The sequence below is a fragment of the Nocardia sp. IFM 10818 genome (assembly GCF_054655275.1).
Map to the genome: position 1 here is coordinate 5,829,024 of NZ_BAAHJH010000001.1, position 23,582 is coordinate 5,852,605.

Sequence of the window (23,582 nt, forward strand, 5' to 3'; positions counted from 1 at the left end):
CGGATCCGGTGACTACAGCAGTTTTCAGTTCGCGACGCTGACCTGCCTGGCAAGCGGCAACACCAGCGCGAGCATCGCAATGGTGTTCTCGGTCAGCCGAGTCTGGCCGACGGCATTGATCACCGCCCGGAAAAGAGCCGCCCGATCGTCCCAACCGAGCGCTTCGGCATGATGCGCCATCATCTCGGCTAGCTCCCGGGGCGGCATCTGCTCGATCTTGCGCGGTCCCAGGTCTCGCCACGACGTGGCGGGCTGCTCGGGCATGCGGTAGGTGAACAGCGCCGGATCCCCGGCATCCAGATCATCGCTGACGAGCAGCTTTCCGGTGGCGACGGCGGCTTGCAACGCGATATCGAGCTTCCTGCGCACATTGTCGCGTTCCCGGGTGCGCGCCGCGGTGACGTAGGCGGCGCGCAGCCGCGCGGCTGTCACCGGCCCCTCGGCCGCCACGATTCGAACGAAATCCGCCACGATGGTGGAATGTCCTGCCGTCGTCGGGCTTTCGAGGGATCCGCTGAAGGCCGAGTACGCCTCGATGGTGCGGGTAGTCGTCACCGCGGGGCTGGCCGTCGCCGCGGCTGCGCCACTGGCGTCGACGCCTGCGCCAGCAGCGGCTCGCGGTGCGGCATGCCCGTTCCGCCACGGGTCATCCTCATGCACTGCGATTTCGCCGTGACCATTCGACGCGGGCGCGCGATCGTCGGTAGCGGATCGCACGACAAAGGGCTCGATCACCGAGGCGGGGGGCTCGGCGTCCGTCATCGCCGGATCGACGACCACCTCGGCCACCGTCGACGCCGGTTCACGGTCTTCCCCGCCGCTCCGTGCTTCTCGCTCCAGAGTTTCCGGCACACGCGGCGTCTCGTGTCGCTCGGTCGCAGTATCGTCGACGACGACATCGACCGGCGTGTGTGCGCCCGAACCGGCCGCTTCCGGCAATACGGCGGCATCACCCATCAGCTCTAATTCATCACGCCCGCTGCCGATTTCACCGTCCAGCAGCTCGGTCTGCGCCTCCGACGCAGTCGGCCGGGCGACCTCCTCGCCGAGCTCGGCGCGTGCACTCAGACGCACCTCGCCGATGTCTGCCGGGTCCTGATCCTCATCGACCAGCACCTGTTCGACACGGTGGCGCAGCTCCGGGCTGTCCGGCCGAACCGGGACGGGCTCGTCGCGGGTCGCGAACAGCTGCGCCAACCGGCGGTTCTCCTCCTCGGCGCGGGTGTAGATCCCGTTGTGCTCCAGCAGTTCCCAGAGTTCGGCCAGGCACCGGTCCGGATCGGCGATGAATTCGGCGGCACGGATGCGATGGATCGGCCAGCCGCAGCGTTCCAGGTCGCGCTGACGGGCGAGATCGCCACGGTAGTGGTCCGGGCCTTCCCATCGGTCGCCATCGCATTGGATCGCGACCTGTCCCCCGCTGCCGGTCACGACCATGTCGATGTCATACCCGGTTTCGGTGTGGTGCGGGCTGATCCGGTAGCCACGATCCGCTATCCGGTTGAAAATCCGCTGCTCGAACAGCGATTCGAAGGGTTCGACCAGGCGGTCGTCGGGGAACTGCCGGGGCAGTTCGTCATCGACGGTGGCCTGCTCGACACCGAGGCAGTAGTCGAGCAGCCGGAAACGTAAGTCCTCGGCGTTGGTGAGCTGGTCGGCGGTGACCGAGTGGAACAGCCACAGCTGATCGCGCGCACGCGATACGGCGACGTTGTAGCGCTGGACGACACCGTCGGCCGTCTGCGCGGACAGCCGACGATCCGGACCGGGAGCCGCCACCAGCGACAGGAAGACGATATCGCGTTCGGCGCCCTGGAAGTCGGCGGCGTCACCACAGTGCAGCTGGCGACCGTCCAGCTCCTCCGGGGGAATCCGGATCATGAGCTGTTGCCGAATGTATTTCGCCTGAGCCGTGCCGAGCAGCGAGATGACTCCGAAGGTCTTCCCGTCGTATCGGGGATCGGCCAGGCACTGTTCGATCCGGTCGACTATGCGGTCGGCTTCCACCGGGTTGACCTTGCTCGACGATTCGTAGCCGTCGGCGACGTGCACCGTTCGAATCGGTGGAAGCCGATCGCTGCCGTAGCGACGCACCGGTATGAGCCGCACCCCCTCCGGCTCGTAAGCGATCTTGTTGGAGAATCCGATGATCTCCGGGACGCAGCGCCGGTGCTCGACGAGGGTGAGCCGCGCCGGATATCGCATGACGGCGTCGTCGAACAGGCTGCGCTTGGGGTTCTTCCAGGAGTCCCGATACCGGTCGTCGTACAGATACTGCCCGGCCAGCCGCTCCAATTCGGATTCGTCCACGCCGACCGCGGCGGGCGAGACCTGTTTGTCGTCGCCGATCACCACGATGCTCGGCGCGAGATACTGCAGGAACACGGCCTCCACCCCGGCCTGCGAGGCTTCGTCGACCACCACGACGTCGAACATGTCGGCCGTGATGGCGAACTGTTCGACGACGCGGTAGATCGGCATGATCCACACGGGCACGGCGGATCGGCAGTTGCCTAGCGCCCGCTGGATATCGGCGCGTTTGCGTTCTGCGTACTGACCGGTGCCCTTGCCGAGGCTCTTGACCAACTGCGCGTACTGCCGCAGATCGGCCTGGGCGCGATTGGTGAGCCGGCCGACCGCGCGTTCCCAGGCACGCCGGTCCGCGAGAACCGTGGCCTGCTCGCGCAGTCGGTCTTCGACGGCATCGAGACGCCGGCACAACTCGTTGACGCCGCCGGCATTGTGCACCGACAGCCACCCGCCGACGGCCGCCCAGGCCCACGCCGGCTCGAATGCCCGCAACCGTGGCGCCCATTCCGGGTCGGCGGGACGCTCGACAATGGCATCGCGCAGGTGCGGCACCGCGGCCATGAGGGCGGTGAGCTCGACGCGCCGCGCGTGCGCGCGCCGCAGTGCATGCAGTTCGCCGAGCCGCTGTCGAGCGTCCGCGTAGGCCATGCTGTCGCGCTCCCGCACCGCCTGGCCGAGCCGGTGCAGATTGGCGGTGGCGCGCGGGTCGCGGCCGAGGTCGTCGAGTCTCGCGGCGAGTTCGTCGAGTGGCGTGGCGGCCCGTCGCCGAGCTTCCTCGGCGGCGACGGCGTCGAAGGCTTCGAGCACCGCCCGCACCGCGATGACATCACCCCAATCAGGAACGGGCAGACCGGCTTCCCGCAGTCGAGTGGTGCCGTAGTCCAGTCGGGAGCCGTAATCGAGGATCTGCAGCAGGAGTTCATGGGCGACCCGATGGCGATCCCGGCGTTCCCGCGGGGTCCCGCTCGTGACGCCGAAAAGCTCTGCCGGCCAGGAGGCATCGAGCTGATGGAGGATGCGGTTGCCGCGATCCGCGTTCAGGAGCTGGGTCAGCTGCTCGGCGCCGGTGGGGATGCGGCCGTCGACTCGGACGTGCTCGAACAGCGGTCCGGCATCCTTGACAACGCGCGGGCTCATGATCCCGACCTTCGGACTGCCGTCGGCCTGGATCTTGATCGGACCGTGCGCATCGATGTGCGCCAGGAGCTTCTCGGCCAGCGATACCAATGATCCGGAATCCTCCACGGCGACCCGGACATCGACATAGCCGAGCGCCTCGATCGTCTCATCCGCGCGCTGGAGCAGATCACCGAGAACGGCTGCGCGGGTCTGCCATTCCAGCGCGTGCCCGGCGTGCACATCGCCGAGGGCGGCCGGGACCCATGACTCGGATCGGCGTCGCAGATCGCGGGCAAGGCCGGCGATGTCACCGAGCATTCCCTGGATCTGATTCCGGTCGGCGAGCAGCAGCTCCGGTATGCGGGCGACGGCGGGATCGCCGTCGTAGCGCGCGAAGCTCGCCCGATGCCGCGCGGCCGCGAGCTCCTCGTCGCACAGTCGGGTAAACAACTCGGCATCGGGCACCTCGGATGCCGAAACAAGGTCGGGGGCAGCGGTTTCCGGGTCGGCGAGGGTCTCGTCGAGCAGCAGCGTCCGCCATTCCTCGAGCAACGCGCCCGACACCGGGCTCTGCTCATCAGGGGCGGGGGCTACCAGGTCGGCGATCCACCCGTACTCGAAGCGTTCTGCGCGCCAACCGGTCGCGATCTCGGCAATCGTTCCGGAGCGGCCCGCCACGGTGTGCGTGACGACATCGTGTTCGCGCAGACGCAGCAGCTCCGCCTGCAGCCCGGCGCGCTCGCCGCGCAACTTCTCGACGGCATGCTCGGCCGCCGCGATGATCCGCTGATTGTGCGCTGGGTCGAATTCGGCGGCCTCGTGTGAGATCCGGTTGACCGATGCTTTCAGATCCTCGAGTTCCCGCCGCGAGTCGCCGACGACCGCGACACACAGATCTTTGATCTCCTCGGGCAGCTTGTTGCGGACCTCGTGCAGCGCACGATCGGTGTGGGCAGTGATGAGTACCCGTTTGCCCTGGGCGAGCAGATGGGTGATGAGCGCGGCGGCCGTATGGGTCTTGCCGGTGCCGGGCGGACCCTGAACGAGGGTGTGCGCGCGGCGGTCGACATGATCGATGATTCGCAGCTGAACCTCGTTGAGCGGCAAGGGCAGAAACTGATCGTCGCCGTCCGCCACGATCGCGCCCGCGCTGTCCCGCGCAATCGGAACCGGTTCATGGTCCGGATCGATCAGATTGCGGATACCGCCGGGCAGTTCACCGGTATCGCGGATGGTGTCGGCAATCGTGCGCAGCGCCGTCACCATCCCGCGGTTACCGCGTTTGCGCAGGATGATCGCGGGCGCGTAGGCGGCGGTGGGATGTGCCGTCGGGCTACCCGGCCGCATCTCGTCGGCGTACTCCGCGTCGGGATTGATGCAGTTGACGAACATACGCACCAGCGCGCCGACGTTCTCGCGGTCGAAGGGTTCGATATCGCCGGAGCGGGCCTCGCTTTCGGCCTTCATCAGCTCGCCGGCGGCGGCCATATGCGTCGGATCGATGATCTCCTGCAGCTCGGCGCTGTATCCCGTCGCGGCCGGATCGATCGATACCGAGATGGCGCCGTAGCCGGAGTCGAAGCGGATGTCGACGGGCATGGTCAGGACATGCCGCTTCACGGTTCCGATGCTCGCCGCTTTCCAGCTCAGGAAGCCCAGTGCGAAAACGAGTTCGAGCGTCTCCGTCGCGCCCTCGTAGCGCGTGTACATCTCGTACATCGTCTGATACAGCCGGTGCACAGCGGCTTTGGGTCGCGCGTCGGTCGCCCACTCCCGCCACGCCGGCAGCCATTCGTCGAAGGCCGCCGATACCTCGGCGTGGTCGGCGAGGCGGATGTGCTGTCCCGCGGCATCGGTACGGATGGCCCGTAGGGTGGGCTCGTCATCTGGTTCATTCCAGCCCTTGTCGAGCCAGGGCCGGAGATTCGGCCCGGGCTCCGGTGCGGCGGGCACGCTGACCTTCTGCACCATGAGGAATGGGCTGCCGGGATCGGCCCGCCGGTATTCGACGGCCGCGTGCTCCGGCAATTCGGCGATCCACAGGACTTCGCCCTCGCTCTTGTAAGCGGCGATGTCCTGGATCCGGGATGTTCGAAGGGCTTGCACCTTCGCCAGATATTCGAACAGGCGGGCGCCGCGATCCGCGAGCTCACTCGCCATGGGCGTCCGATCCCCACCCGTGCTCGGCACGCAATCCTCCATACTTCTCGGCACGACAGCCACGGCAGGCTATCGGTCCGGCTCCTGCATGTGCTACTCGGCAAAGCCGCTCACCTGCGGTTTTGCCCTGTTCATCCGAAATTTGTCACGTTGCCTTGATGTGTGTGATCTGCGCTGCCAGGTCGATTACCCGTTTGTCCTGTTCGCCGTAGCGGACCGCCATCTGGCTGTGCAGGCGCTTGAGCCGGGTCAACGCAGCCCGGGTATCGCCGATGTGCACATGGCAGGTGGCGAGTTGCCGCTGGCAGTACATGACGTCGTCGTCATACGGACCACGCTCGGCGGTGAGATCGTCGATGAGGGTGCGATACAGGTCGGCGGCCCCGGCGTAATCGGCGCTCTCGAATCGCAAATCCGCGAGTTTCAGGCGGGCCTCGACCACATCGGCATCGCGTGAACCCAGCAGCGGCACGGCCTTGTCCACGACCGTCTTCAATTCGTGAATGGCCGGGCTGTAGCGGGAATCGTCGGCGAGATCGCGCGCGCGGCGAATTGCCCGGTCGATATCGCCGCGACTGAAATCGGTGGGCTCGTGATTCGGAACTACTTGCTCCCCACCGGAATTCCCGCTCGGGCTGCCGACCGGCCCGGGGATCACCCGCGTTGGAGCCACCACGGTCGGGGCGGTCCGCGCTCCCGGAGTCACACCGACCGCAAGGGAGTACATGCGCGCGGGGCTGTGCGTGTCGTTCACTTCGGGCAGCGAGTCCAGACCGGTCGCGTACCGGAGCAGCACCGTATGCACGGTCGCGGCATCCTCCGGACGCTGGTCCGGAGACTTGGCGAGCATGCTCATGATCAAACGAGCCATCTCCACGGGGACATCGCGGCGCTCGTGCCGGATATCGGGCGGCGGAAGATGAACCTGGTTCTGCCACACCACATAAGGCGATGTACCCGTCATCACCCGGTCGCCGGTGAGCAGCTCGTGCAGCACCAGCCCCAGGGCGTAGAGGTCGGTTTGCGGGACGATCGTCTTGCCCTCGACCTGCTCGGGCGCCATGAACGCGGGCGTACCGAGCGTGTGGCCGGTATTGGTGTATCGGGTCATATCGGCGTCCAGGGCTATGGCGAGACCGAAGTCGAGCACCTTCACCGTCCCGTCGTCACACACCATGAGGTTGGACGGTTTCAGATCCCGGTGGTAGATGCGGTTGCGGTGCGTAGCTGCCAGCACGGCCGCCGTCTGCGCGCCCAGGGCGGCCACCACCCCGATCGGTAGTGGACCGCGATTGTCGAGGAGTTTGTCGAGGGTGATCCCAACGACGAATTCCATGACCAGATAGGGCCGTTCGGGTCGTCCCGGCACCGTCGCGGTCCCGGCGTCGAAGATCGTCGGCATGCCGGGATGATTGAGCTGCGCCATGAGCTCGGCCTCCCGGAAGAAGCGTTTGCTCCAGTCCGGATCCTGGTCGAGATTCGGGTGGGTGAACTTCACGGCGACCCGGCGCTTGAGGTGGCTGTCGAAGCCCTCGTACACCTGGCCCATGCCACCGGAGCCGATTTCTTTGATCAGCTTGTACCGGCCGTCGACGACCTGCGGTTGCACCGCCGCTACCTCCGTGAGTCCAGAAAAACCGACACGCAAACCTACTCGGTGACGCCGACGGGACGGAGTCGCCCCTGCGCCAGTCCGCCGAATCCGACTCGCACCAGGCGCTCGATGCTCGCGCGCTGCCGATGCCAGTGTGCCTCCAGCTCGCTCAGTTCTTCGAAGGCGGCGGCATAGCGCCGCTGTTCGGCGAGTGGTATGCGCGCAATCGCCACCTGATAGAGGTCGAGGTGATTCCCGTCGACGGCGTCGACTGCGGCGCGCAGCACACCCGCCAGAAAACGCGGATCGATCGCCGGTGAGGTGACACGGACGAGCTGGATGCCCGATCCGAGCAGGACGCCGTCCTGGTCGCAGACCCGGACCGCCTTCTCGGTGCCGCTCACCACGGCGATATCGCCGCTGCGCACGGTTACCGCGCCGGGAACTCCGTCCTTGCCCCACCGCGACGGCGGGCGGCCGAGACGAACATCCTTCGCGGTCAACATGGGCAGGTCAGCGCCGTGTGAGCCGACGATGATCGGCGCCTCGTGAATAACGATGGCTTCGGCGTCGACCAGCTCCTCCAGCGTGAGCGTTCCGTGCGCGGCCGGATCCGGTCGCAGTTCGGGTGGCGCCCAGGCCGGTTGCCCGAGAATGTCGGCGCGCAACGCGGGATAGTCGGGGATCCGGTCGACGAGGCTGCCGCGCGGGCTCAGATCGATTCTGTCGTCGAGGAGGTCGACGATACGCACGGCATAGGGCGCCGAGGCACGGTCGACCGGATCCGCGTCGAAGGCTCGCCAGACCAGCAAAGCACCCTGCGTCTCACCGGCGGCATCGAGCAGCAGCACGTGCGTGGGCGGCCTATCGCACGGCCGACGCAACAGCCACAGGTCCGGAGCGTCGGCAATGCCGGAGATGATCGCGCGCAGCACACCATTGCGCAACAACGTACTTCGGAGCATGCGAGCGTCCGGGCTCGTGGCCGCGGTCGCGGGCATGGTGACCGCGACGAGACTGCCGGGCTCGGCGTGGCGCAGGCAGCTGTCGATCCACGCGCCCGCACCGTCCACCGTGGACCAGCGGCGATCACCATTGACGTCCAGATGGCCGGGATCGTAGACCACAGCGTCGAATTCGCGTTCGGCCAGCGCGCGATGCTCGTGCCGCGCGGGATCGTTCGTCGTCACGATCGGTTGCCTCCCCCCATGGTTCGAACCCCCGCCGCAATGGCGGCCGAGTGGAACGGTAGCAGCGCCGCGCCGAATGCGACGCCCGAACGAGCATGTGCGGTAACGGCTTCGATCATTCGTGTTCGCTCGCTTCGGCCGAGTCGTCATCGGGCGCGAGCGCACCGGCGGTCAGTCCGGTCGTCACCAGTTCCGCGGTGTGCTCGGCGGCATAGGTGGCGCGCCGCGCGGCCGTACGCACGTTGAACAGGAGGCGGAACAATTGACCGTAACGTTGCTGTTCGGCCAGGGCGAGCACGGGAATCCGCAGTCGGCTCGGATCGAATCGAACGGTGGATGTTCTTGTCGCCGAGACATTCTCGGCGCCCGTAAGGAAGCCCGCGAGGAACCAGGGGTCGAGGCTTTCGTGCGCGACGCGGAGCGTGTGCACATGGGGGCCGAGAATGGCTCCCGCGTCGTCCGGACCGGCGACCCGTGCGCTCCGGCCGCCGGTCCGGTCACTGCGCACCGCTGGGATGAGCACATCGCCGAGGGCGACCTCGCGGATCACCGAGGGCGCCGACGAGGCCAAAGTTCCCGAGGCAGGACTGCCCGTCGCAATGTCCGGCGCGGTGAGAACGCGCCGGGGATCACCCGCCCGCTGTTGGTCCGTGCTCGGTGGCTCGGATCGAATCCACTGCAACTGTTCGTGATTCAGCATCTCCCCGATGGTCCTGAAGCGCCAGGAGACCCCTGGCGACTCCGACCATCCGCCCAATGCGTCCGCCGCGGAGAGCAACTCGGTCGCGGCGCGGGTGAGCCTGTGGACGGCCGCGCCGACTTCGTCCGACACCGTGCCCGAATCCAGGGCGGAGCGGACGTACCGGGCGGGAGTGAGGTCGACATCGTCGTCGAGGACTTCCACCAACCGGACCGAGGCGGCCACACCGGAGACGATGGCGTCCTCGGGGACAGGCCCGTCGAAGGCCCGCCACGCCCGCAACACCGCATCGGCGACGGCGTCCCACCCGTCCGTCTCGGCCGACAGCGCGGTGGTGTCGACGAACAGCATCGAATCGGGCGCGGGTATCCCCGGCTGCGGGCGTCGCAGCACCCAGATTTGGAGTCCGACATGCCAGGGTTGCGCGGTGCCGGGCGCCAACCCGATCACGGCCCGGAGAGCGCCTTTTCGAACCAGGTTGGCGCGGATCCTGCGGCCCGACGGCCGGGTCGCCACGGCGGGCGGGAGCAGCAGGACCGCAGTACCGCCCGGGCGCAGATGCGCGATCCCGTGCTGTACCCAGGCCAGCTCCGATTCGAGGCGCGGCGGTGTGCCGTAATCCCAGCGAGTGTCCATGGACAGGTCGCCCGAGCCCCAATCACGTTGCCCGTAGGGCGGATTGCAGAGCACAGCGTCGACCGCTAGATCAGGGAAGGCATCCGAGGCCAGGCTGTCGCCACTGCGGACGACGGGGGCCAGGCCGGCTTCGGCTTCGAGCAGCAGGCGGGTGCGCTCGACCTGGATCGGCAGGAGATCTTGACCGTACACCTCGCTCACACCCACTCGGGCTGCCGCCAGCAGCAATGATCCGCTGCCGCAGGATGGGTCGAGCGCACTGTGCACCGCCGGCGTCGCGGGTGAGATCAACAGCTCCGCCATAACCTTCGCGACCTCGGCCGGCGTGCTGTACACACCGGTGGCCGTGGTGTCCGCGAGCGCACGGTCGGCGAGCACGTCAAGCGCGGCACGGGTGCCGTGCTCGGCGGCTGCCCGCGCTATCGCATCCGGAATCCTCGCAGCGAGATCGGCATGCACATCGCCGAGCCCATCCATGACCCAGCCGTCGGTCGAGTACCGGAGCGCGGCCAGCACCAGCGCCACCGTGTCCGGTGTGGCGTGCGACCGCACCAACGCACGTAGCTCGGATATCGGCGTTTCCGCTGCCTCGACGCCGTGCTCGGCCAGCCAATCCTGCACCTCGTGCAGGTCGAATACCGGCCGGGCCTCGGTGCCGCCCGTGGCCGGTTTGGGGAAGTCGGCGTGCCGCCTCCGCCAATTGCTGACCGTCGCGCGCGTGACGCCGGCGAGCCTGGAGATCTCCGCGGCATTGACCCTCGATATGGGCTTCGACATGCCTCTCCTCTCGTTTACGTTCCCCCCACCCTGCTGCATGGGTGAGCAAAAATCAATCTCCATATTCGCGTTGACATAGCTTTCACGCACACCGTATGTTTTGCATCGTCGCCGCAGCGACCAGCTCGAAAACGATTGCTCAATGCCAGGAGGTAGACATGATCAGGCACCGCCGCTCGCAGCCCCGTGGACACCGCCGCTTGCACCGCGCCGGAGGCGGGCTCGCACTGCGACACGGCGACGATCTGAAGAAGCGCCCGGCGGGCATTCCCACGACCCGTTGCTTCGTCGGCAAGCGGCGGTATTTCGCACGGCGCGATGCTGAGTTCGTACTGGCCGTCATCGACCGCGGTAACACGGTCCGGCGCGAACAGCGGTCCTACCGCTGCCCGGTGTGCCACGGCTGGCATCTGACCAGCTGGTCGCTGGAGAAGTTCGAGGCCCGCGTGACGGTCGCGAAGGGGGCGACCGGCACGGCCGGGGCGCGGGAACGCCTCGATGCGGGTTCGACCGTCGCGGGCAGCGCGGCCGTGCGGGAACCCTTCGACCTCAGCTGGATCGTGCCGGACCCTTCGGTGGTACCGACACCGCTGGCGGTCGCCCTGCGAACCGCACCGATAAGGCGGGCCGAGGCGGCGCGAGCGCGGGCCGAAGCACTATCGGTCTCGAACAGTCGGCAGCGCAGCACGATTCGCATCACCCTCCGCGCCCGAGTGCACGGCGCACTCCATCGCATGATCCGGCGCCTCCGCCGGATCTGACCTCCAGCCCACCGACACCGCGGCCCGCCAGGAGCCGCGGCGATCACCCACGCCCACAGGACCCGTCATGACCAATCCGCCCGACCATCCGATCGATCTGCGGAAACCCGCTCAGCCGCCCGCACCCGCGGAGTCCGAGGCTCCGACGCCCTTCGATCCCGCCACCACTCCGTATCCCGCACCGTCCGAATCCGAGTCGGCCCCGCGCGACGTGTACCCCCGCCCGATTTCCGAGCAGTCCGCGCCGCCGCCGGTGCCCTACCCGCCCCACCGTCAGCAGTATCCGAACCAGCCCCATCCCTCCGACCCCCATCCGCCCCAGCCTTTTCCGTCCTACCCGTACTCGCCACAGCCCTATCCGGCTCAGCCCCAGCACTATCCGCAGCAGCCGCCCGTTCCGATGCTGAATGTGGTGCAGCAGAACGTGAATGCGGGTATCGGCCACGGCCCGATCGTCATCCGCCCCGCCTTCCCGCACACCGTGCACCTCATCCTCACGCTGCTGACCTGCGGGCTGTGGGCGCCCATCTGGCTCATCCACTACATCGTGTCCGGCAACCGCTGAGACCTGACCCGCCACGACCAACTCAACCGCAATACCGATAAGGAACCGAAAACCATGCACCGCACGCTCTTCACCGCTCTGATCAGCGCCGCCCTCACCGCCCTCACCGCGACCGGCATCGCCCACGCCGACCCGGCCACCAAGCTCCGCGAGGGCATGCAGGTCGTCGGCGAGGACGTCGCGCCCGGCACCTACTACACCCCCGGCCCCCGCGAGAAGGACTACGGCGCTTGCTTCATCGAGTGGCTGCCCTACAAGGGAGCCAAGTCCTCGGAGCTGCTCGATATCGAGTCCTACACGGGCGCTTCGTATGTCCGGCTCAACGCGGGTGACGTCATCGATGTGACCGGCTGCAGCTGGACCCTCGGATAGCCGATCCCGCTCCGGGTGCCGCCTCCGGCGGGCGGCACCCGGCAATTCCTTTCAGCGCCGTCATCGGTCCTCCGGCAGCTCGCCGAAGGCCGCGACCCACGCCTCAGGAGGCCGAATGTCCTACCAGCAGCCCCACCACCAGCAGCCCTACCAGCAGGGCCCCGTCCCGCCGCAGTATCCAGTGCCCGCCCCGCCCAAGAAGTCGAACACCCTCAAGATCATCTTGATCGTGCTCGCCGCGATCGTCGTCCTGTGCGGCATCGGCGGCGCCCTCACCGGCAAGAACGACAAGGCGTCCCGGGGCACTTCGCCCACCGGCAGCCCCGCCGCCGCACCCGCCGAGGACAAGCCGACTCCCGGCCTGAACACCCCCGTGCGCGACGGCAAGTTCGAATTCGTCGTCACCGAGGTCCAGTCCGGCATCCGCACCGTGGGCACCAACGAGTTCCTCCAGCAGACCGCCCAGGGCGCCTACACCATCGTCTCCCTCACCATCCGCAACACCTCCGACAAGCCCTACGGCTTCTCCCCCGCCAACCAGGACCTCTACGACACCCAGAACCGCAAGTTCGGCAACGACGCCGCGGCGGCCATCAACCTCCAGGCCGACACCAGCCTCTACGCGAACATCAACCCGGGCAACACGGTAACGGCCCAGATCGTCTTCGACCTGCCCGCCGACTCCACCCCCGACCATATCGTCCTGCACGATTCCATGTTCTCCGGCGGCGTCACGGTCTCGCTGCGCTGACCACTCCGCGCTCGCCCGATCGGGTCAGGCGCGGACCTGACCCGATCCATCCACCCGCACCAGCCAACGCACCCGCAACCCATCAGGAGACCACGATGACCATCGCGATCGATCCCCGATTCCTTTCCAAGCCACAGGATTCCAGCACCTATCTGGCCCTCAAGACGACCCAGGGCGGCCGGTCCGTCTACTCGACCCGCGTCCCGCTGCTCGACCTGCCCACCATCCTGCCGGTCCCCGACCCGAACAATGTCGACAAGGACAACCGCAAGGTCGATCGCCTGCACGCCAAACACTTCGGCGAATACCTGGACGCCAAACAGGATTGGGTGGCCCCCGCCCTGCTCGCCCGCGACGGCGGCGGCTGCGTCTTCGAGAAGGCCGATGACGACGGCCGGGTCGGCTATCTGACGGTGCCCTGGGCCATCGGCGGCATCGCCACCCTGCGCACCATCGACGGCCAGCACCGCGTCCTCGGCGTCTCCATTGAGAAGCAGCGCATCACCGACGCCATCTCCGCCATCGACCGCGAGCTGGCCCGCAAGGTCAGCGTGGAGAAGGCCGCGAAGCTGCAGGCCGAGCGGGACAAACTGGTCGAGCAGATGAATCGCCTCAAGCGCGAATACGTCGGCGTCGACATCTACGTCGAACCCGACCCGATCAAGGCCCAGCAGATGTTCGTCGACGTCGCCGACAACGCCAAGGGCATCAGCAGCGCCGTCCGCGCCCGCTTCGACAACTACAAGGTCGCCAACCGCACCCTCTCCGACGTCATCGATCACCCCCTCCTCAAGGGCCGTGTCGACGCCGAACAGGACCGCATGACCGCCAAGAACCCGAACCTGCTGGGCGCCAAGCACGTAGCCGACATCACCCGCGCGGTCATCGCCGGTGCCGGCGGTCGCATCAGCAAGCGCGCCGAACAAACCCTCACCGACGGCGAAGTCATCGAACAGGTCAAGGACTTCCTCGACGTCCTCTCCACCGCCTTCACCGACCTCGCCGCCATCACCGAGGAAGACCCCGAAACCCCCCGCACCCCAGGCGAACTCACCCTGTCCCAAAAACTCCGCCGCACCTCCCTGCTCGGCTCGGTCGGCATGCTCCGCGTCCTGGGCGGCGTCTTCCGCGAACTCCGCTCCGGCGACAACCCCGCCGACCTCGGCGACATCACCGAATTCTTCAAACGCCTCGACCCCCACATGTCCGCCCCGGTCACAGAATCCAGCCTCTGGCGCACCAGCGACGCCAACCCCGACTTCGAACCCGACGCCGCGGCCCCGATCATGCGAACGCAGAACATCGTGCACCTGGTGGGTGTGATCGCGGGGTGGTACCGAAAGGCGCCCGGTGGGCTGTAGAGCCGATGCTCGGAGTCCCCGCCGTTCCGCGAGATGACGCCACCAGCGGAGCACCGGAATGGCGGGCGCTCGCCCTCCATCGGCGCTATTCTTACTCTTACGCGTAAGAATCTTACGGAGGACTCATGCGGATCACCTCGAAGGGGCAAGTCACGGTGCCCAATGAGATTCGGAAGCAGCTCGGGTGGCATGAAGGTACCGAGGTCGAGTTCGTGGTAGACGGCAACACCGTGCGAATCGTCCGGATCGAGGGTGCCGAGACCCGGGGCCGCGCACTGGCTCGGAAACTACGCGGACGAGGGGGTGCAAGCGGCATGGGTACCGACGATCTGATGAGGCTGCTGCGTGGCGAAGAATGAACTCACCCTCCTCACCCAACCCGTCACGCTTGTCGACTCCTGCGTCCTCTTCGACCTGCTGACCGAGGACCCGAAGTGGTGCGAATGGTCGGAGTCCGCCCTGGCACAGGCTGCTGACGAGGGCCCACTGATCATCAACCCCGTCATCTACGCGGAGATCGCCGCAGACTTCACTACCATCGAGGACCTCGACGACGCCCTCCCCTCGACGGAATTCCAGCGTGAACCGCTGCCGTGGGACGCCGGCTTCCTCGCCGGCCAGGCCTTCGTCCGGTATCGCCGCCGCGGTGGCACAAAGCGATCACCCATCGCCGATTTCTACATCGGAGCCCACGCGGCCGTACGCGGCTACCGCATCCTCACCCGCGACACGACCCGGTACCGCTCCTATTTTCCCACGGTGCCGCTGATCGGCCCGGATTCGAACAGTTGAGGCATCCGATTCGGCCGTTCGAACTCTCACGCACCGACCTGGATACGCGGCTCCGCGAAGCGGAGATCCCTCATCGCCGCGATCGCACCGGGATGCACCGATTTCGGCAGCGCGGCAGGCGCATTCGCCGACTCGTGGAACGAGCATCTCTGTTCCCGGGTTTCGGGTAACACATCCCCGCAACGCCCATATTGACCCGAGCGAACCGCCACCGACCGACGGCCGTTCTCGTCGACCTGATCGGCGAACCGGTCGATTCAGACCGCGACCTCGGCCTGCGACACCCCGGCCACCGCACCGTCCGGATTGGAGCCGGCGCCACCGTCGATCACCTGTACATGGACGCACCCTCCCGCCCGGCGTTGGCGCGCCGAGACGATCGAAACCTGTTGATACTCAGATGATCCGGGAGGGTTCATGCTCCCGGTCATCGACAGGTTCCGATCATCGATCGCCGGGTACTTCTTCCTCGACGGCACATCTCCATCCTCTCTGACAGATGATGAAGTCTCCGAATATGCCGGGATTCAGACTGGTCTTGCTCGACGGGCACGGTGGCCGAGCGATCGCGGTGCCCTATTGTCCGGTCGGACTTGTCGGATCTTTGTCTTCGTGTCGGGTCATGTCGTTAATGTCGAGCGCATGGACGCGGTGCAGGTACAGAAAAAGCTCGAGCTCACTCCCGATGAGGATTTCATCCTCACGGTGTGGCAATACCGGATGATGCAGCGCGACATCGCCGCATCGAAGGGCAAGCACCTTCCGTCCAAGCGCGAAATCCGCAATGCCTTCCGCGACAAGGTGGTTGCGGCCATCGCGCAGCGCAACGAGGAAGACTGGTCGCCCGCTGTCGCCGAGGTTGTCAGTCAGATCTTGGTGGAGGGCGAGTCTCCGAATCTCGAGGCGCTCGAATCCGCTGGGCCAGAGATCTTCTCGGTGGTGGCGCGAAGGTCTCGCGCTCTGCTTCTGCTCATCGACTTGTATGGCTTCGAGCCCTGGGTGGAGGGCAAGTGGCAGAAAGCGGTACGCACAGAGGCTCTCATCGCAGCTCATGGATCGATGGACCAACTGCATCCCGAAGACCTCCATGCTGTGGAAACCGCATACAAGGTCGCGATCAAGAAGCTGTCGAAAGCCAGTAACTGGAGCAAGTTCGCGCTGCTCGCCGGGGCCGGCCTCGGACTCGGAGTCTTGACCGGCGGTCTCGCCGCACCAGCAATTGGGGGAGCGTACGGAGCGCTCGTTCTCGGCTATTCGGGCGCGGTGGCAACTTCCGCGGGCCTGGCCGCGATCGGCGGCGGATCCCTTGCCGCCGGTGGTCTCGGGATGGCCGGTGGCACCGCCATCATCACCGGTGTCAGCGGCGCGGTAGGAGCCGGGGCAGTCACGCTTGCGGGTAAGGCCGCCGGGCTCACAGCAGCTCGCATCGCTGCCGACGCCATCCGACTCCACGTCGTGACCCAGCTTGTCCTTCGCGATGTCGACGGCAACGAAGAGGCCGCGAAGGCTGTCATTGTCAGCCTCCGCGAGCGAGTCACCAACCTCGGCAAGACCGTTGCGGCCCTCGCCGAGCGAATCGACGATCTTCGTGCGCAGCTCGAGGCCAAGCAGGCGGAGGTGGACGCGGAGCGAGGTCAACGCCTGGCGGCCGAGGATCGCGTCGCCCGCTTCCGGGTCGTCGCCGACCGGCTCAAGGAGCGGGTCACCGGCCCTGAGAATGATGAACTTCAGGCCTTGCTGGCCGAACTCGAGGGCCTCGAGGGCGAGAAGAAGACCGTCGAGAGCCTTGCCCAAGGCGTCTCCATACTCGCAGACGATCTCGAGGATGCCGCGTGAGCACCGCCGACGGCAACTCCAGCGACCGGATCTCGCCGATCGATGACGACTACATCGGCAACTTGGACGCGCTCACGCGTGACCTCGACGACGTTGAAATGATCGCCGCCTCAGCGCTTTCCGGCGAGCCGATCGACCACGCGGTGCGAGAGCGCATCGCGAGCACTCCGACAGACCTCACCTATTCCGAACTCACAGCCCGTCATCAGGATCGGCGCGCGGTCGAGGGATGGGGCGATCCCGAAATAGCCGACATCCTCGACCCGATCGCACTGGAACAGCTCGATAAATGGCGGGCAGCCCAACGGACTACGTGGGAACGAAGCGACCTGGTGGTCGTCGGCATCTCCGGTCTCATCGGCGCACTCGGCAACCTGTACGACAACCACATGGACACTGCGGTCCTCAGTGGACTGTCGTTGTTGAAGAAGAGCGACCTGCTGCGCCGGTGGGAGAAAGAGGCCGCCCGCCTGCCCATCGATTACACCGGTCCGAAATTCGGCGGCCCGGCACATCGCGTCCGATCCGCCGGCCACGACATCGGGCGATTCTTCACCGCCCTCAATCAAATCCGCACCGGAACCTTCGAAGGAACCTGGTGGGAAGACGGGCACCGGATGATCGAATACGTTACGGCAACCCGCTCCGGTCTGCCGTTCACGCAAGCACCCGAGCCGCATCTCGCAGTCGCGCTGTTGCTGAAGCACTGGGCCGCCGACTTTGTCACACCGATGAACCTTCCGCTGCCCGGCTGGACACTTCTCTATGAGATGCCGAACTCCGACTTGCGGAAGTTCGCACATGACGCGTACGCCGGCACGAAATCCGGCAGCGGGCTGAATCTTCGCTCCGGAGTGTTGACACCTGGTCTGGGGATGGTCGCGACCGACGTCGTCGTGCGAACCCACTCACACCTCGGGGCCTACCGTTCCACAGGCACTGCACGCCTGACCACCACCGCGGGGGCCAAACACACGGAGATGCTGCTCGCCGCGCACTCGGTAGCCGGAGCGATCAGCTTATCGAAGACCGCCGCGGCAGCGATCGCTGGTGAAACCGTAGTTGCCGCTCGACATCTCAACATTCCGGTTCTCATGCGGATCGGCATGCTCGCGTTGAAAGTCCACTCCGATGCCGCAGCCCGCGCACAAACCGGAGCACTGTCGTGGGAACAGCTGCTCGCTGCCGAAGCCGCGACTTGGACCCTGCCAGAGGCAGTCACCATCGCGGACCTATTGACGAACTAGCGCACCGGCTCTCACACCCGGAAGTGAGCCTTGATCCACTGGTTCCACCTGACGTGTTCGGCGAGCAATGAGCTGTTCGGTTCAGCGCTTGACCGGTCGAATCTTCGACAGATAGTCGGGAATGAGTTCATCTGGAAGGCCTGCGACCCCGTCCAGCTCAGTACCGATCAGTGTCGCGTCAGCGTCATCGACCTGCAGCAGCGGACGGCGGAGCCGGATTGACCAAGCCCCTGGACGCTTGTCCGGGAAGGCATTCAACCTCGGCAGCAGCGTTGCGAGATCTACCCCGACGAGATAGGGGCACAGCTGATGAATTGTGATACCGCAGCCACGAGTGAAATCGCGCCCGGCGATCGTCACGGGCGCGTCGTACATACTGACCCGGGTGCTCACCTCAGCCGAACCTATAACCCTGGTCCGATCCCGCGTGGGGTTGTGCCAGCAACCACGCGTGGTCAGCAGCAGCAGACGATCGCCGGTTTGCAGTCGGTTCACCTCGGCGCGGTTCGTGGCGGGGAAGGCCATGCGCGATTCGCGCAGTACCCACGCAACAGCCTCCCGTTCACTGAGTATCAGCAGGTACGCGTTCGCCGGCGACATCCCAATCTCCCATGACCAGAGGCATCCTCTTGTTTCACACACAAAGATATTCGCCGACCGCATGACGCCCGCGCTTGCTTGCGTCTAACGTTGAGAAGTAGATCTTGTTCGGGTGGCGCGGTCGATGATGGGGAGGCGACGACAGCCTTGAGCGGCCAGTGGCATTTGGGCGACAAGGACCACCAGGGGTTCTATGGCGAGTGCTTCGTCCAGGCTCTCGCGGCGGCTGCCGGACTGCAGGCCGCCAAGCCCTATCCGGACTGCACCGGCATCGATCTGCAACTGACGCTGCCGACCGAGCGGGAGGGCGACTTTCCCCGGATGGAGGTACAGGTCAAGAGCTGGTCGAAACCGAAAGGCCGAGACGGCTACTGGCACTACCGTGGCCTGACCGAGAAGCAGTTCAACGCGCTCGCTGGAAGGCGGCGGGTGCCGCGGTTTCTGATTCTCGTCGTCGTCCCCGACTGCTCGACGCGATATGCGGTTGCTGCGGAATCCGGGCTGATGCTGGCTCATGCGGCATACTGGCGCTCGCTGGAGGACGAGGAACAGATTCCTGATCCGAGCACGATCGCCCACAAGAAGGTGCTGGTGCCCGAGGCAAATCTGCTCACTGTCGACACGCTGCTCGAGTTGTTCGCACCGCTGCGGGAAGTGCACGAGCCATGACCGAACCGTTGATGCCGATAGCGCCCGCATCCTTGAGCGGGTATCTGGCCAGTCGCGGATGGCGACGGGAGGGGACGTGGCGCGGAGCTCAGGTGTGGGAGCAAGTCGAGGTCGGACGGCTGCTCGTGCCGGCTCGTCTGGAGTATCCCGACGATGCGGAACTCCTGCACACCGCGGTCCGTCAACTCGCGAACATCGAAGGTCGCGCACCTTGGGAGGTCGCACTCGACATCGCCGAGCCCGAGATGGATATCCCGTCGTTCCGGCTGCAACCGGATACTCCGAGCGGAACGATTCCGCTCCCGTCGGCGCTCAAAGCGATGCAGGGCATTCACGATCTGTTGAAGGTCTCGGCGCAGACGGTTGAACTCGGAACGCGCCTGCTCTATGTCGGCCCCCGCTCCAAGCAGGTGGACAACTTCCTGCAACGGGTTCGGATTGGGACGACGCGCCCTGGGAGCTATATCTTCGACGCCCGCGTCCCGGTTTCAACTCCCGCCCAATTGACCCTCGACGCCGAGTGGAGCAATGAGCTGGCTGGACGTGTCGTGACGACCGGCCTCTTCAAAGCGGTGAACGCCGCGCACGCGGCCGCGGCCAGCGTCACACGTGGTGATGCCGGATTCGGATGTTTCGACGATGCGGTCGAGGAGGGGGTTTCCGCGAATCTGTGCGCCGCATTGGGCAATCTGGGTGGCGCTGAGAAGAATCGGCCATTCGAGATCGGCATTGCGTGGGCACGCTCCGAGACGGCGGAATTGCCCTCGCGCACCCTGTCATTCAGCCACCACATGGTGCGCGCACTGGTGTCGGCCAGTTCGGAGCTCGAGAAGCTCGCCAAATCGGGGCACGCCACCATTACCGGCATGGTGGAGACGCTGGACTGGCATGCGAACGAGGAGCCCCGCGTCCGTGTCAAAGGGGAACTTCAGACGAGAGCGGACACGTTTCAGCGCTCGATCTGGATTGTGTTGTCGCAAGAGGACTATCGGCGTGCATTCGCCGCGCAGGAGACACAGCGGCCACTGCGGGTGCGCGGGGAGTTGACCCCGGCGCGCAAGCGCCTCGAGATGCGCCCCGACCCGGACGGGTTCGAAGTGCTGTAAGGCGCGGTCCGTCGCGACCATGACCCACTTCACTCACGACAATTGCGAACTATCGGACGCGACAAGGGCGATACCTGCGGAAACACGTATTCGCCATCAACCGACACTAAGTTGAACAAAGACCATTGACCCACCAGGAGCGCCATTCATGACCGTTGTCGAAGAGCACGATCTCCTCAAAGTCGCACCCGGCTCGATTGTCGTGGTGCGGGACGAGGAGTGGCTGGTCACCTCGGCCGAGCAGGGCTCCGACGGCTGGCTGTTGCGGGTGCGCGGTCTGTCCGAACTGGTGGCCGAAACGACCGCGACGTTCTATTCCAGCCTCGATGACATCGAGGTGCTCGATCCGGCGAAGGCCGAGGTGGTCGCGGACGGTTCCTCCGGTTACCGGGATTCGCGGCTGTGGCTCGAATCGCTGCTCCGCAAGACGCCGTTCCCCTACGGCGATCAGACGCTGACCGTGTCGACCCGGATGTTGGCCGACTCCCTCGGATACCAGCGCGCCGCCGTCGCGAAAGCCCTTGATCCGCAGCATATCCGGCCGCGCATCCTGCTCGCGGACGCGGTGGGCCTGGGTAAGACGCTCGAGATCGGGCTGATCCTGTCCGAGCTGGTGCGCCGTGGACGCGGGGAACGCATCCTGATCGTGACACCGAAGCATGTGCTCGAGCAGATGCAGCACGAGCTGTGGACGCGGTTCGCGCTGCCGTTCGTCCGGCTGGACTCGGCCGGTATTCAGAAGGTGCGCCAGAAGCTTCCGGCGACACGCAACCCGTTCACCTATTACAAGCGGGCGATCATCTCGATCGACACCCTCAAAAGTCCCCGCTACAAAGCGCATCTGGAACGCCAGCATTGGGATGCGGTGGTGATCGACGAGTCGCACAACCTCACCAATGTGGGTACGCAGAACAATGAGCTCGCCCGGGTACTGGCCCCGAACACCGAGGCGTTGATCCTGGCTTCGGCCACCCCGCACAACGGCCGCGAGGAATCGTTCGCGGAGCTGCTGCGTCTGCTGGATCCGACAGCGGTCGCCGCCGACGGCTCGTTCACCAAGGACGATGTCGCCACGCTGCTCATCCGGCGGCATCGGCATCATCCGGAGGTCGCGGCCGAGGTGGGCAGCGACTGGGCCGAGCGCGCCGAACCGGTGCACCGGCTGGTTACTCCGTCGCCTGCGGAAGACGCGGTGGCACAAGAGCTTTCCCAGGTCTGGTTGCATCCTCGCTCCGGCAGCTCACCGTACTCGGGGGAAACCAAAGCCCTGTTCCCGTGGACGCTGGCCAAGGCGTTCCTGTCGTCTCCGGCCGCTTTGCACGAGTCAATCGACCAGCGGCGCAACAAGCTTCAGGACAAGAAGGCTCCGCGCGGACCGGAACAGCTGGGCGAGCTGGCGGCGCTGGACCGGCTGGCCGAGCTGAATGCCAAGGCGTTCAACGAGTCCGCAGGTAAGCAGGCCGCGCTGGTGGAGCGACTCCGTGAGATCGGCATCGGACCGAAATCCGCCATGCGGGCGGTGGTTTTCGCCGAACGTGTCGCCACCTTGAAGTGGCTCACCGAGCTGTTGCCGGGTGCGCTCGGACTGAAGCCGGAGAACGTCGTCATGCTGCACGGCGGGCTCTCCGATGTGGATCAGCAGGACATCGTGGACAGCTTCAAGCTGGAGACCTCACCGATCCGGGTGCTCGTCACCGGTGATGTTGCCTCTGAGGGCGTGAACCTGCACGCGCAGTGCCACAACCTGATTCACTACGACATCCCGTGGTCGCTCATCCGCATCGAACAGCGCAACGGCCGCGTGGACCGGTACGGGCAGAAGTTCCCGCCGGTGATCTCCTCGCTCATCCTGGAGCCGTCCGATCCCGAGTTCTCCGGTGATCTGCGCGTGCTGTCGCGCCTGCTGGAGCGGGAGAACCAGGCTCACACCACGCTCGGTGACGTGGCCTCGTTGATGGGCAAGCACAGCGTCGGCGACGAGGAAGCCGCCATCCGGGATGTGCTGGCGGGCAAGTCGACCCTCGAGGAGCAGGTGCGCAGTATCGAGGAGGTCGTCGAAGGCGATGATGTGGACGCCTTCTTCGCCCAGTTCGATCTGAGCGAAGAGGAGCCGCCCGCGCTGCCGGAAGCGCCGCGCCAAAGCCTCTACGCGGATGACATCAGCTTCCTCGACGAAGCATTGCGGGCTGCCTTCAATGATGTGCCGCATGCCGATCCGGCGGCCGGCGGCATCGGCTGGACCGTCCACGCCAACCACGGCATCGCCGAGCTCATCCCGCCGAAGGATCTGTGCCAGCGGCTCGGGCAGCTGCCGCAGAACTATCTTCAGCACGGTCAAGTGCTGAAGCGGCTCAAGCTGGCCACGTCCAAGGCTGTCGGTGACGCACAGCTGCGCGCCGCCAGGCAGGGCAAAGGCATCAATGACACCACCTGGCCGGAGGCGCACTTCCTCGGACCGCTGCACCCGGTGCTGGACTGGGCGAGCGATCGCGCGCTGAGCGCGCTGGGCCGCAATCAGATCTACGTGATCCGCGGTGAGGTGGAGGCGGTCACCATGCTGCTGATGGGCACCCTGATGAACCGGCGCGGCCAGCTCATCTCCCGTGTTTTCTCCACCGCCGTATTCCCGAATCCGGATAACCCGGTCTTCTGTCTTGTCGAACCCCTCGAAGATCTGGACTTCCTCATCGCCGAAACCGGATTGAAGCCCGGCACCGCGAATCCGGGTCCGGTCTCCGAGCCGGAGCAGTACCGCAGGCTCGTCCCGGTGGCCGTCGAACGCGCCACCGATGTCATGAAGATGGCTCTCGACGAGCAAGAGGAATTCGCGAAGCAGCGTCTCGCCCAATGGCGTAAGCGCGCCGACCGCTGGCATTCGGGCGCGGAGCAACTGGAGCTGTTCGGCAGCCGCAAGAACAAGGTGAGCAAACTGTCCCAGCGCATCGCCGAGGAACAACGCCTCGCCGAATCCCTCGCTCCCACCCAGCAGCTGGTGCGTCCCCTGCTCGTGATCGTTCCCGGTAAGGATCTGTAATC

The 23,582-nt window shown here is 66.1% G+C and carries 18 protein-coding genes and 1 pseudogene; 12 read left to right on the forward strand and 7 right to left on the reverse strand.

The window, feature by feature from the left end:
- Positions 1 to 24: 24 nt before the first annotated feature.
- The 4 genes from ACYQ5L_RS27170 to ACYQ5L_RS27185 form a co-directional block, all read right to left on the reverse strand.
- Positions 25 to 5,619, reverse strand: a complete 5,595-nt coding sequence (locus ACYQ5L_RS27170; RefSeq protein ID WP_459961096.1) for an AAA domain-containing protein — start codon at positions 5,617 to 5,619, stop codon at positions 25 to 27.
- Between the two features lie 115 nt (positions 5,620 to 5,734).
- Positions 5,735 to 7,198, reverse strand: coding sequence for a serine/threonine-protein kinase (locus tag ACYQ5L_RS27175; protein ID WP_459961097.1), 1,464 nt, complete (start codon positions 7,196 to 7,198; stop codon positions 5,735 to 5,737).
- 41 nt (positions 7,199 to 7,239) lie between these two features.
- The gene (locus ACYQ5L_RS27180) at positions 7,240 to 8,373 is read right to left on the reverse strand and encodes a hypothetical protein (protein ID WP_459961098.1); all 1,134 of its coding nucleotides are present in this window, start codon (positions 8,371 to 8,373) and stop codon (positions 7,240 to 7,242) included.
- Positions 8,374 to 8,488: 115 nt separating this feature from the next.
- Positions 8,489 to 10,486 carry an N-6 DNA methylase gene (locus ACYQ5L_RS27185; RefSeq protein WP_459961099.1) on the reverse strand — a complete coding sequence of 666 codons (1,998 nt, stop codon included), beginning with the start codon at positions 10,484 to 10,486 and terminating at the stop codon, positions 8,489 to 8,491.
- Positions 10,487 to 10,644: 158 nt separating this feature from the next.
- Here ACYQ5L_RS27185 and ACYQ5L_RS27190 point away from each other — a divergent pair, with 158 nt between their 5' ends.
- The 7 genes from ACYQ5L_RS27190 (at position 10,645) to ACYQ5L_RS27220 (ending at position 15,088) form a co-directional block, all read left to right on the forward strand.
- The gene (locus ACYQ5L_RS27190) at positions 10,645 to 11,247 is read left to right on the forward strand and encodes a hypothetical protein (protein WP_459961100.1); all 603 of its coding nucleotides are present in this window, start codon (positions 10,645 to 10,647) and stop codon (positions 11,245 to 11,247) included.
- 67 nt (positions 11,248 to 11,314) lie between these two features.
- Positions 11,315 to 11,812 carry a hypothetical protein gene (locus ACYQ5L_RS27195; protein ID WP_459961101.1) on the forward strand — a complete coding sequence of 166 codons (498 nt, stop codon included), beginning with the start codon at positions 11,315 to 11,317 and terminating at the stop codon, positions 11,810 to 11,812.
- Positions 11,813 to 11,866: 54 nt separating this feature from the next.
- Positions 11,867 to 12,184 carry a hypothetical protein gene (locus tag ACYQ5L_RS27200; RefSeq protein ID WP_459961102.1) on the forward strand — a complete coding sequence of 106 codons (318 nt, stop codon included), beginning with the start codon at positions 11,867 to 11,869 and terminating at the stop codon, positions 12,182 to 12,184.
- Between the two features lie 115 nt (positions 12,185 to 12,299).
- A complete protein-coding gene (locus tag ACYQ5L_RS27205) occupies positions 12,300 to 12,935 on the forward strand; it encodes a DUF4352 domain-containing protein (protein WP_459961103.1) in 636 nt (211 codons plus the stop codon).
- Positions 12,936 to 13,030: 95 nt separating this feature from the next.
- Positions 13,031 to 14,296, forward strand: a complete 1,266-nt coding sequence (locus ACYQ5L_RS27210; RefSeq protein ID WP_459961104.1) for a DNA sulfur modification protein DndB — start codon at positions 13,031 to 13,033, stop codon at positions 14,294 to 14,296.
- Between the two features lie 125 nt (positions 14,297 to 14,421).
- Positions 14,422 to 14,655, forward strand: coding sequence for an AbrB/MazE/SpoVT family DNA-binding domain-containing protein (locus tag ACYQ5L_RS27215; RefSeq protein WP_459961105.1), 234 nt, complete (start codon positions 14,422 to 14,424; stop codon positions 14,653 to 14,655).
- Positions 14,642 to 15,088 carry a type II toxin-antitoxin system VapC family toxin gene (locus ACYQ5L_RS27220; protein WP_459961106.1) on the forward strand — a complete coding sequence of 149 codons (447 nt, stop codon included), beginning with the start codon at positions 14,642 to 14,644 and terminating at the stop codon, positions 15,086 to 15,088. Before ACYQ5L_RS27215 ends, ACYQ5L_RS27220 begins: the two co-directional genes overlap by 14 nt.
- A gap of 50 nt (positions 15,089 to 15,138) precedes the next feature.
- Here ACYQ5L_RS27220 and ACYQ5L_RS27225 read toward each other — a convergent pair.
- Both ACYQ5L_RS27225 and ACYQ5L_RS27230 read right to left on the reverse strand, forming a co-directional pair.
- Positions 15,139 to 15,361: pseudogene (locus ACYQ5L_RS27225) on the reverse strand (IS256 family transposase); the annotation flags it as partial.
- Positions 15,346 to 15,567 (reverse strand): hypothetical protein, encoded by a 222-nt coding sequence (locus tag ACYQ5L_RS27230; protein ID WP_459963689.1) that lies wholly within the window; start codon positions 15,565 to 15,567, stop codon positions 15,346 to 15,348. The gene ACYQ5L_RS27230 and the pseudogene ACYQ5L_RS27225, both read right to left, overlap by 16 nt.
- A gap of 163 nt (positions 15,568 to 15,730) precedes the next feature.
- Here ACYQ5L_RS27230 and ACYQ5L_RS27235 point away from each other — a divergent pair, with 163 nt between their 5' ends.
- Together ACYQ5L_RS27235 and ACYQ5L_RS27240 are read left to right on the forward strand one after the other, a co-directional pair.
- A complete protein-coding gene (locus tag ACYQ5L_RS27235; RefSeq protein ID WP_459961107.1) occupies positions 15,731 to 16,924 on the forward strand; it encodes a zinc ribbon domain-containing protein in 1,194 nt (397 codons plus the stop codon).
- Entirely contained in the window at positions 16,921 to 18,171 is a 1,251-nt protein-coding gene (locus ACYQ5L_RS27240) for a hypothetical protein (RefSeq protein WP_459961108.1), read from the forward strand. Before ACYQ5L_RS27235 ends, ACYQ5L_RS27240 begins: the two co-directional genes overlap by 4 nt.
- 81 nt (positions 18,172 to 18,252) lie before the next feature.
- Here the strand turns inward: ACYQ5L_RS27240 and ACYQ5L_RS27245 are convergent, their stop codons facing one another.
- A complete protein-coding gene (locus tag ACYQ5L_RS27245) occupies positions 18,253 to 18,771 on the reverse strand; it encodes a hypothetical protein (RefSeq protein WP_459961109.1) in 519 nt (172 codons plus the stop codon).
- 147 nt (positions 18,772 to 18,918) lie between these two features.
- Here ACYQ5L_RS27245 and ACYQ5L_RS27250 point away from each other — a divergent pair, with 147 nt between their 5' ends.
- From ACYQ5L_RS27250 to ACYQ5L_RS27260, 3 genes are all read left to right on the forward strand, one after another.
- Positions 18,919 to 19,440, forward strand: coding sequence for a DUF4365 domain-containing protein (locus ACYQ5L_RS27250; protein WP_459961110.1), 522 nt, complete (start codon positions 18,919 to 18,921; stop codon positions 19,438 to 19,440).
- Between the two features lie 92 nt (positions 19,441 to 19,532).
- Positions 19,533 to 20,546, forward strand: a complete 1,014-nt coding sequence (locus ACYQ5L_RS27255; protein ID WP_459961111.1) for a hypothetical protein — start codon at positions 19,533 to 19,535, stop codon at positions 20,544 to 20,546.
- Between the two features lie 148 nt (positions 20,547 to 20,694).
- Positions 20,695 to 23,580 carry a helicase-related protein gene (locus ACYQ5L_RS27260; RefSeq protein ID WP_459961112.1) on the forward strand — a complete coding sequence of 962 codons (2,886 nt, stop codon included), beginning with the start codon at positions 20,695 to 20,697 and terminating at the stop codon, positions 23,578 to 23,580.
- The last annotated feature ends 2 nt before the right edge of the window (positions 23,581 to 23,582 follow it).

Bases quoted from the DNA above. Each gene is read 5' to 3' on its own strand.
- ACYQ5L_RS27200 (WP_459961102.1), top strand. From the start codon at position 11,867: ATGCACCGCACGCTCTTCACCGCTCTGATCAGCGCCGCCCTCACCGCC.
- ACYQ5L_RS27215 (WP_459961105.1), top strand. From the start codon at position 14,422: ATGCGGATCACCTCGAAGGGGCAAGTCACGGTGCCCAATGAGATTCGG.
- ACYQ5L_RS27190 (WP_459961100.1), top strand. From the start codon at position 10,645: ATGATCAGGCACCGCCGCTCGCAGCCCCGTGGACACCGCCGCTTGCAC.
- ACYQ5L_RS27260 (WP_459961112.1), top strand. From the start codon at position 20,695: ATGACCGTTGTCGAAGAGCACGATCTCCTCAAAGTCGCACCCGGCTCG.
- ACYQ5L_RS27210 (WP_459961104.1), top strand. From the start codon at position 13,031: ATGACCATCGCGATCGATCCCCGATTCCTTTCCAAGCCACAGGATTCC.
- ACYQ5L_RS27205 (WP_459961103.1), top strand. From the start codon at position 12,300: ATGTCCTACCAGCAGCCCCACCACCAGCAGCCCTACCAGCAGGGCCCC.
- ACYQ5L_RS27185 (WP_459961099.1), bottom strand. From the start codon at position 10,486: ATGTCGAAGCCCATATCGAGGGTCAATGCCGCGGAGATCTCCAGGCTC.
- ACYQ5L_RS27195 (WP_459961101.1), top strand. From the start codon at position 11,315: ATGACCAATCCGCCCGACCATCCGATCGATCTGCGGAAACCCGCTCAG.
- ACYQ5L_RS27235 (WP_459961107.1), top strand. From the start codon at position 15,731: ATGGACGCGGTGCAGGTACAGAAAAAGCTCGAGCTCACTCCCGATGAG.
- ACYQ5L_RS27245 (WP_459961109.1), bottom strand. From the start codon at position 18,771: ATGTCGCCGGCGAACGCGTACCTGCTGATACTCAGTGAACGGGAGGCT.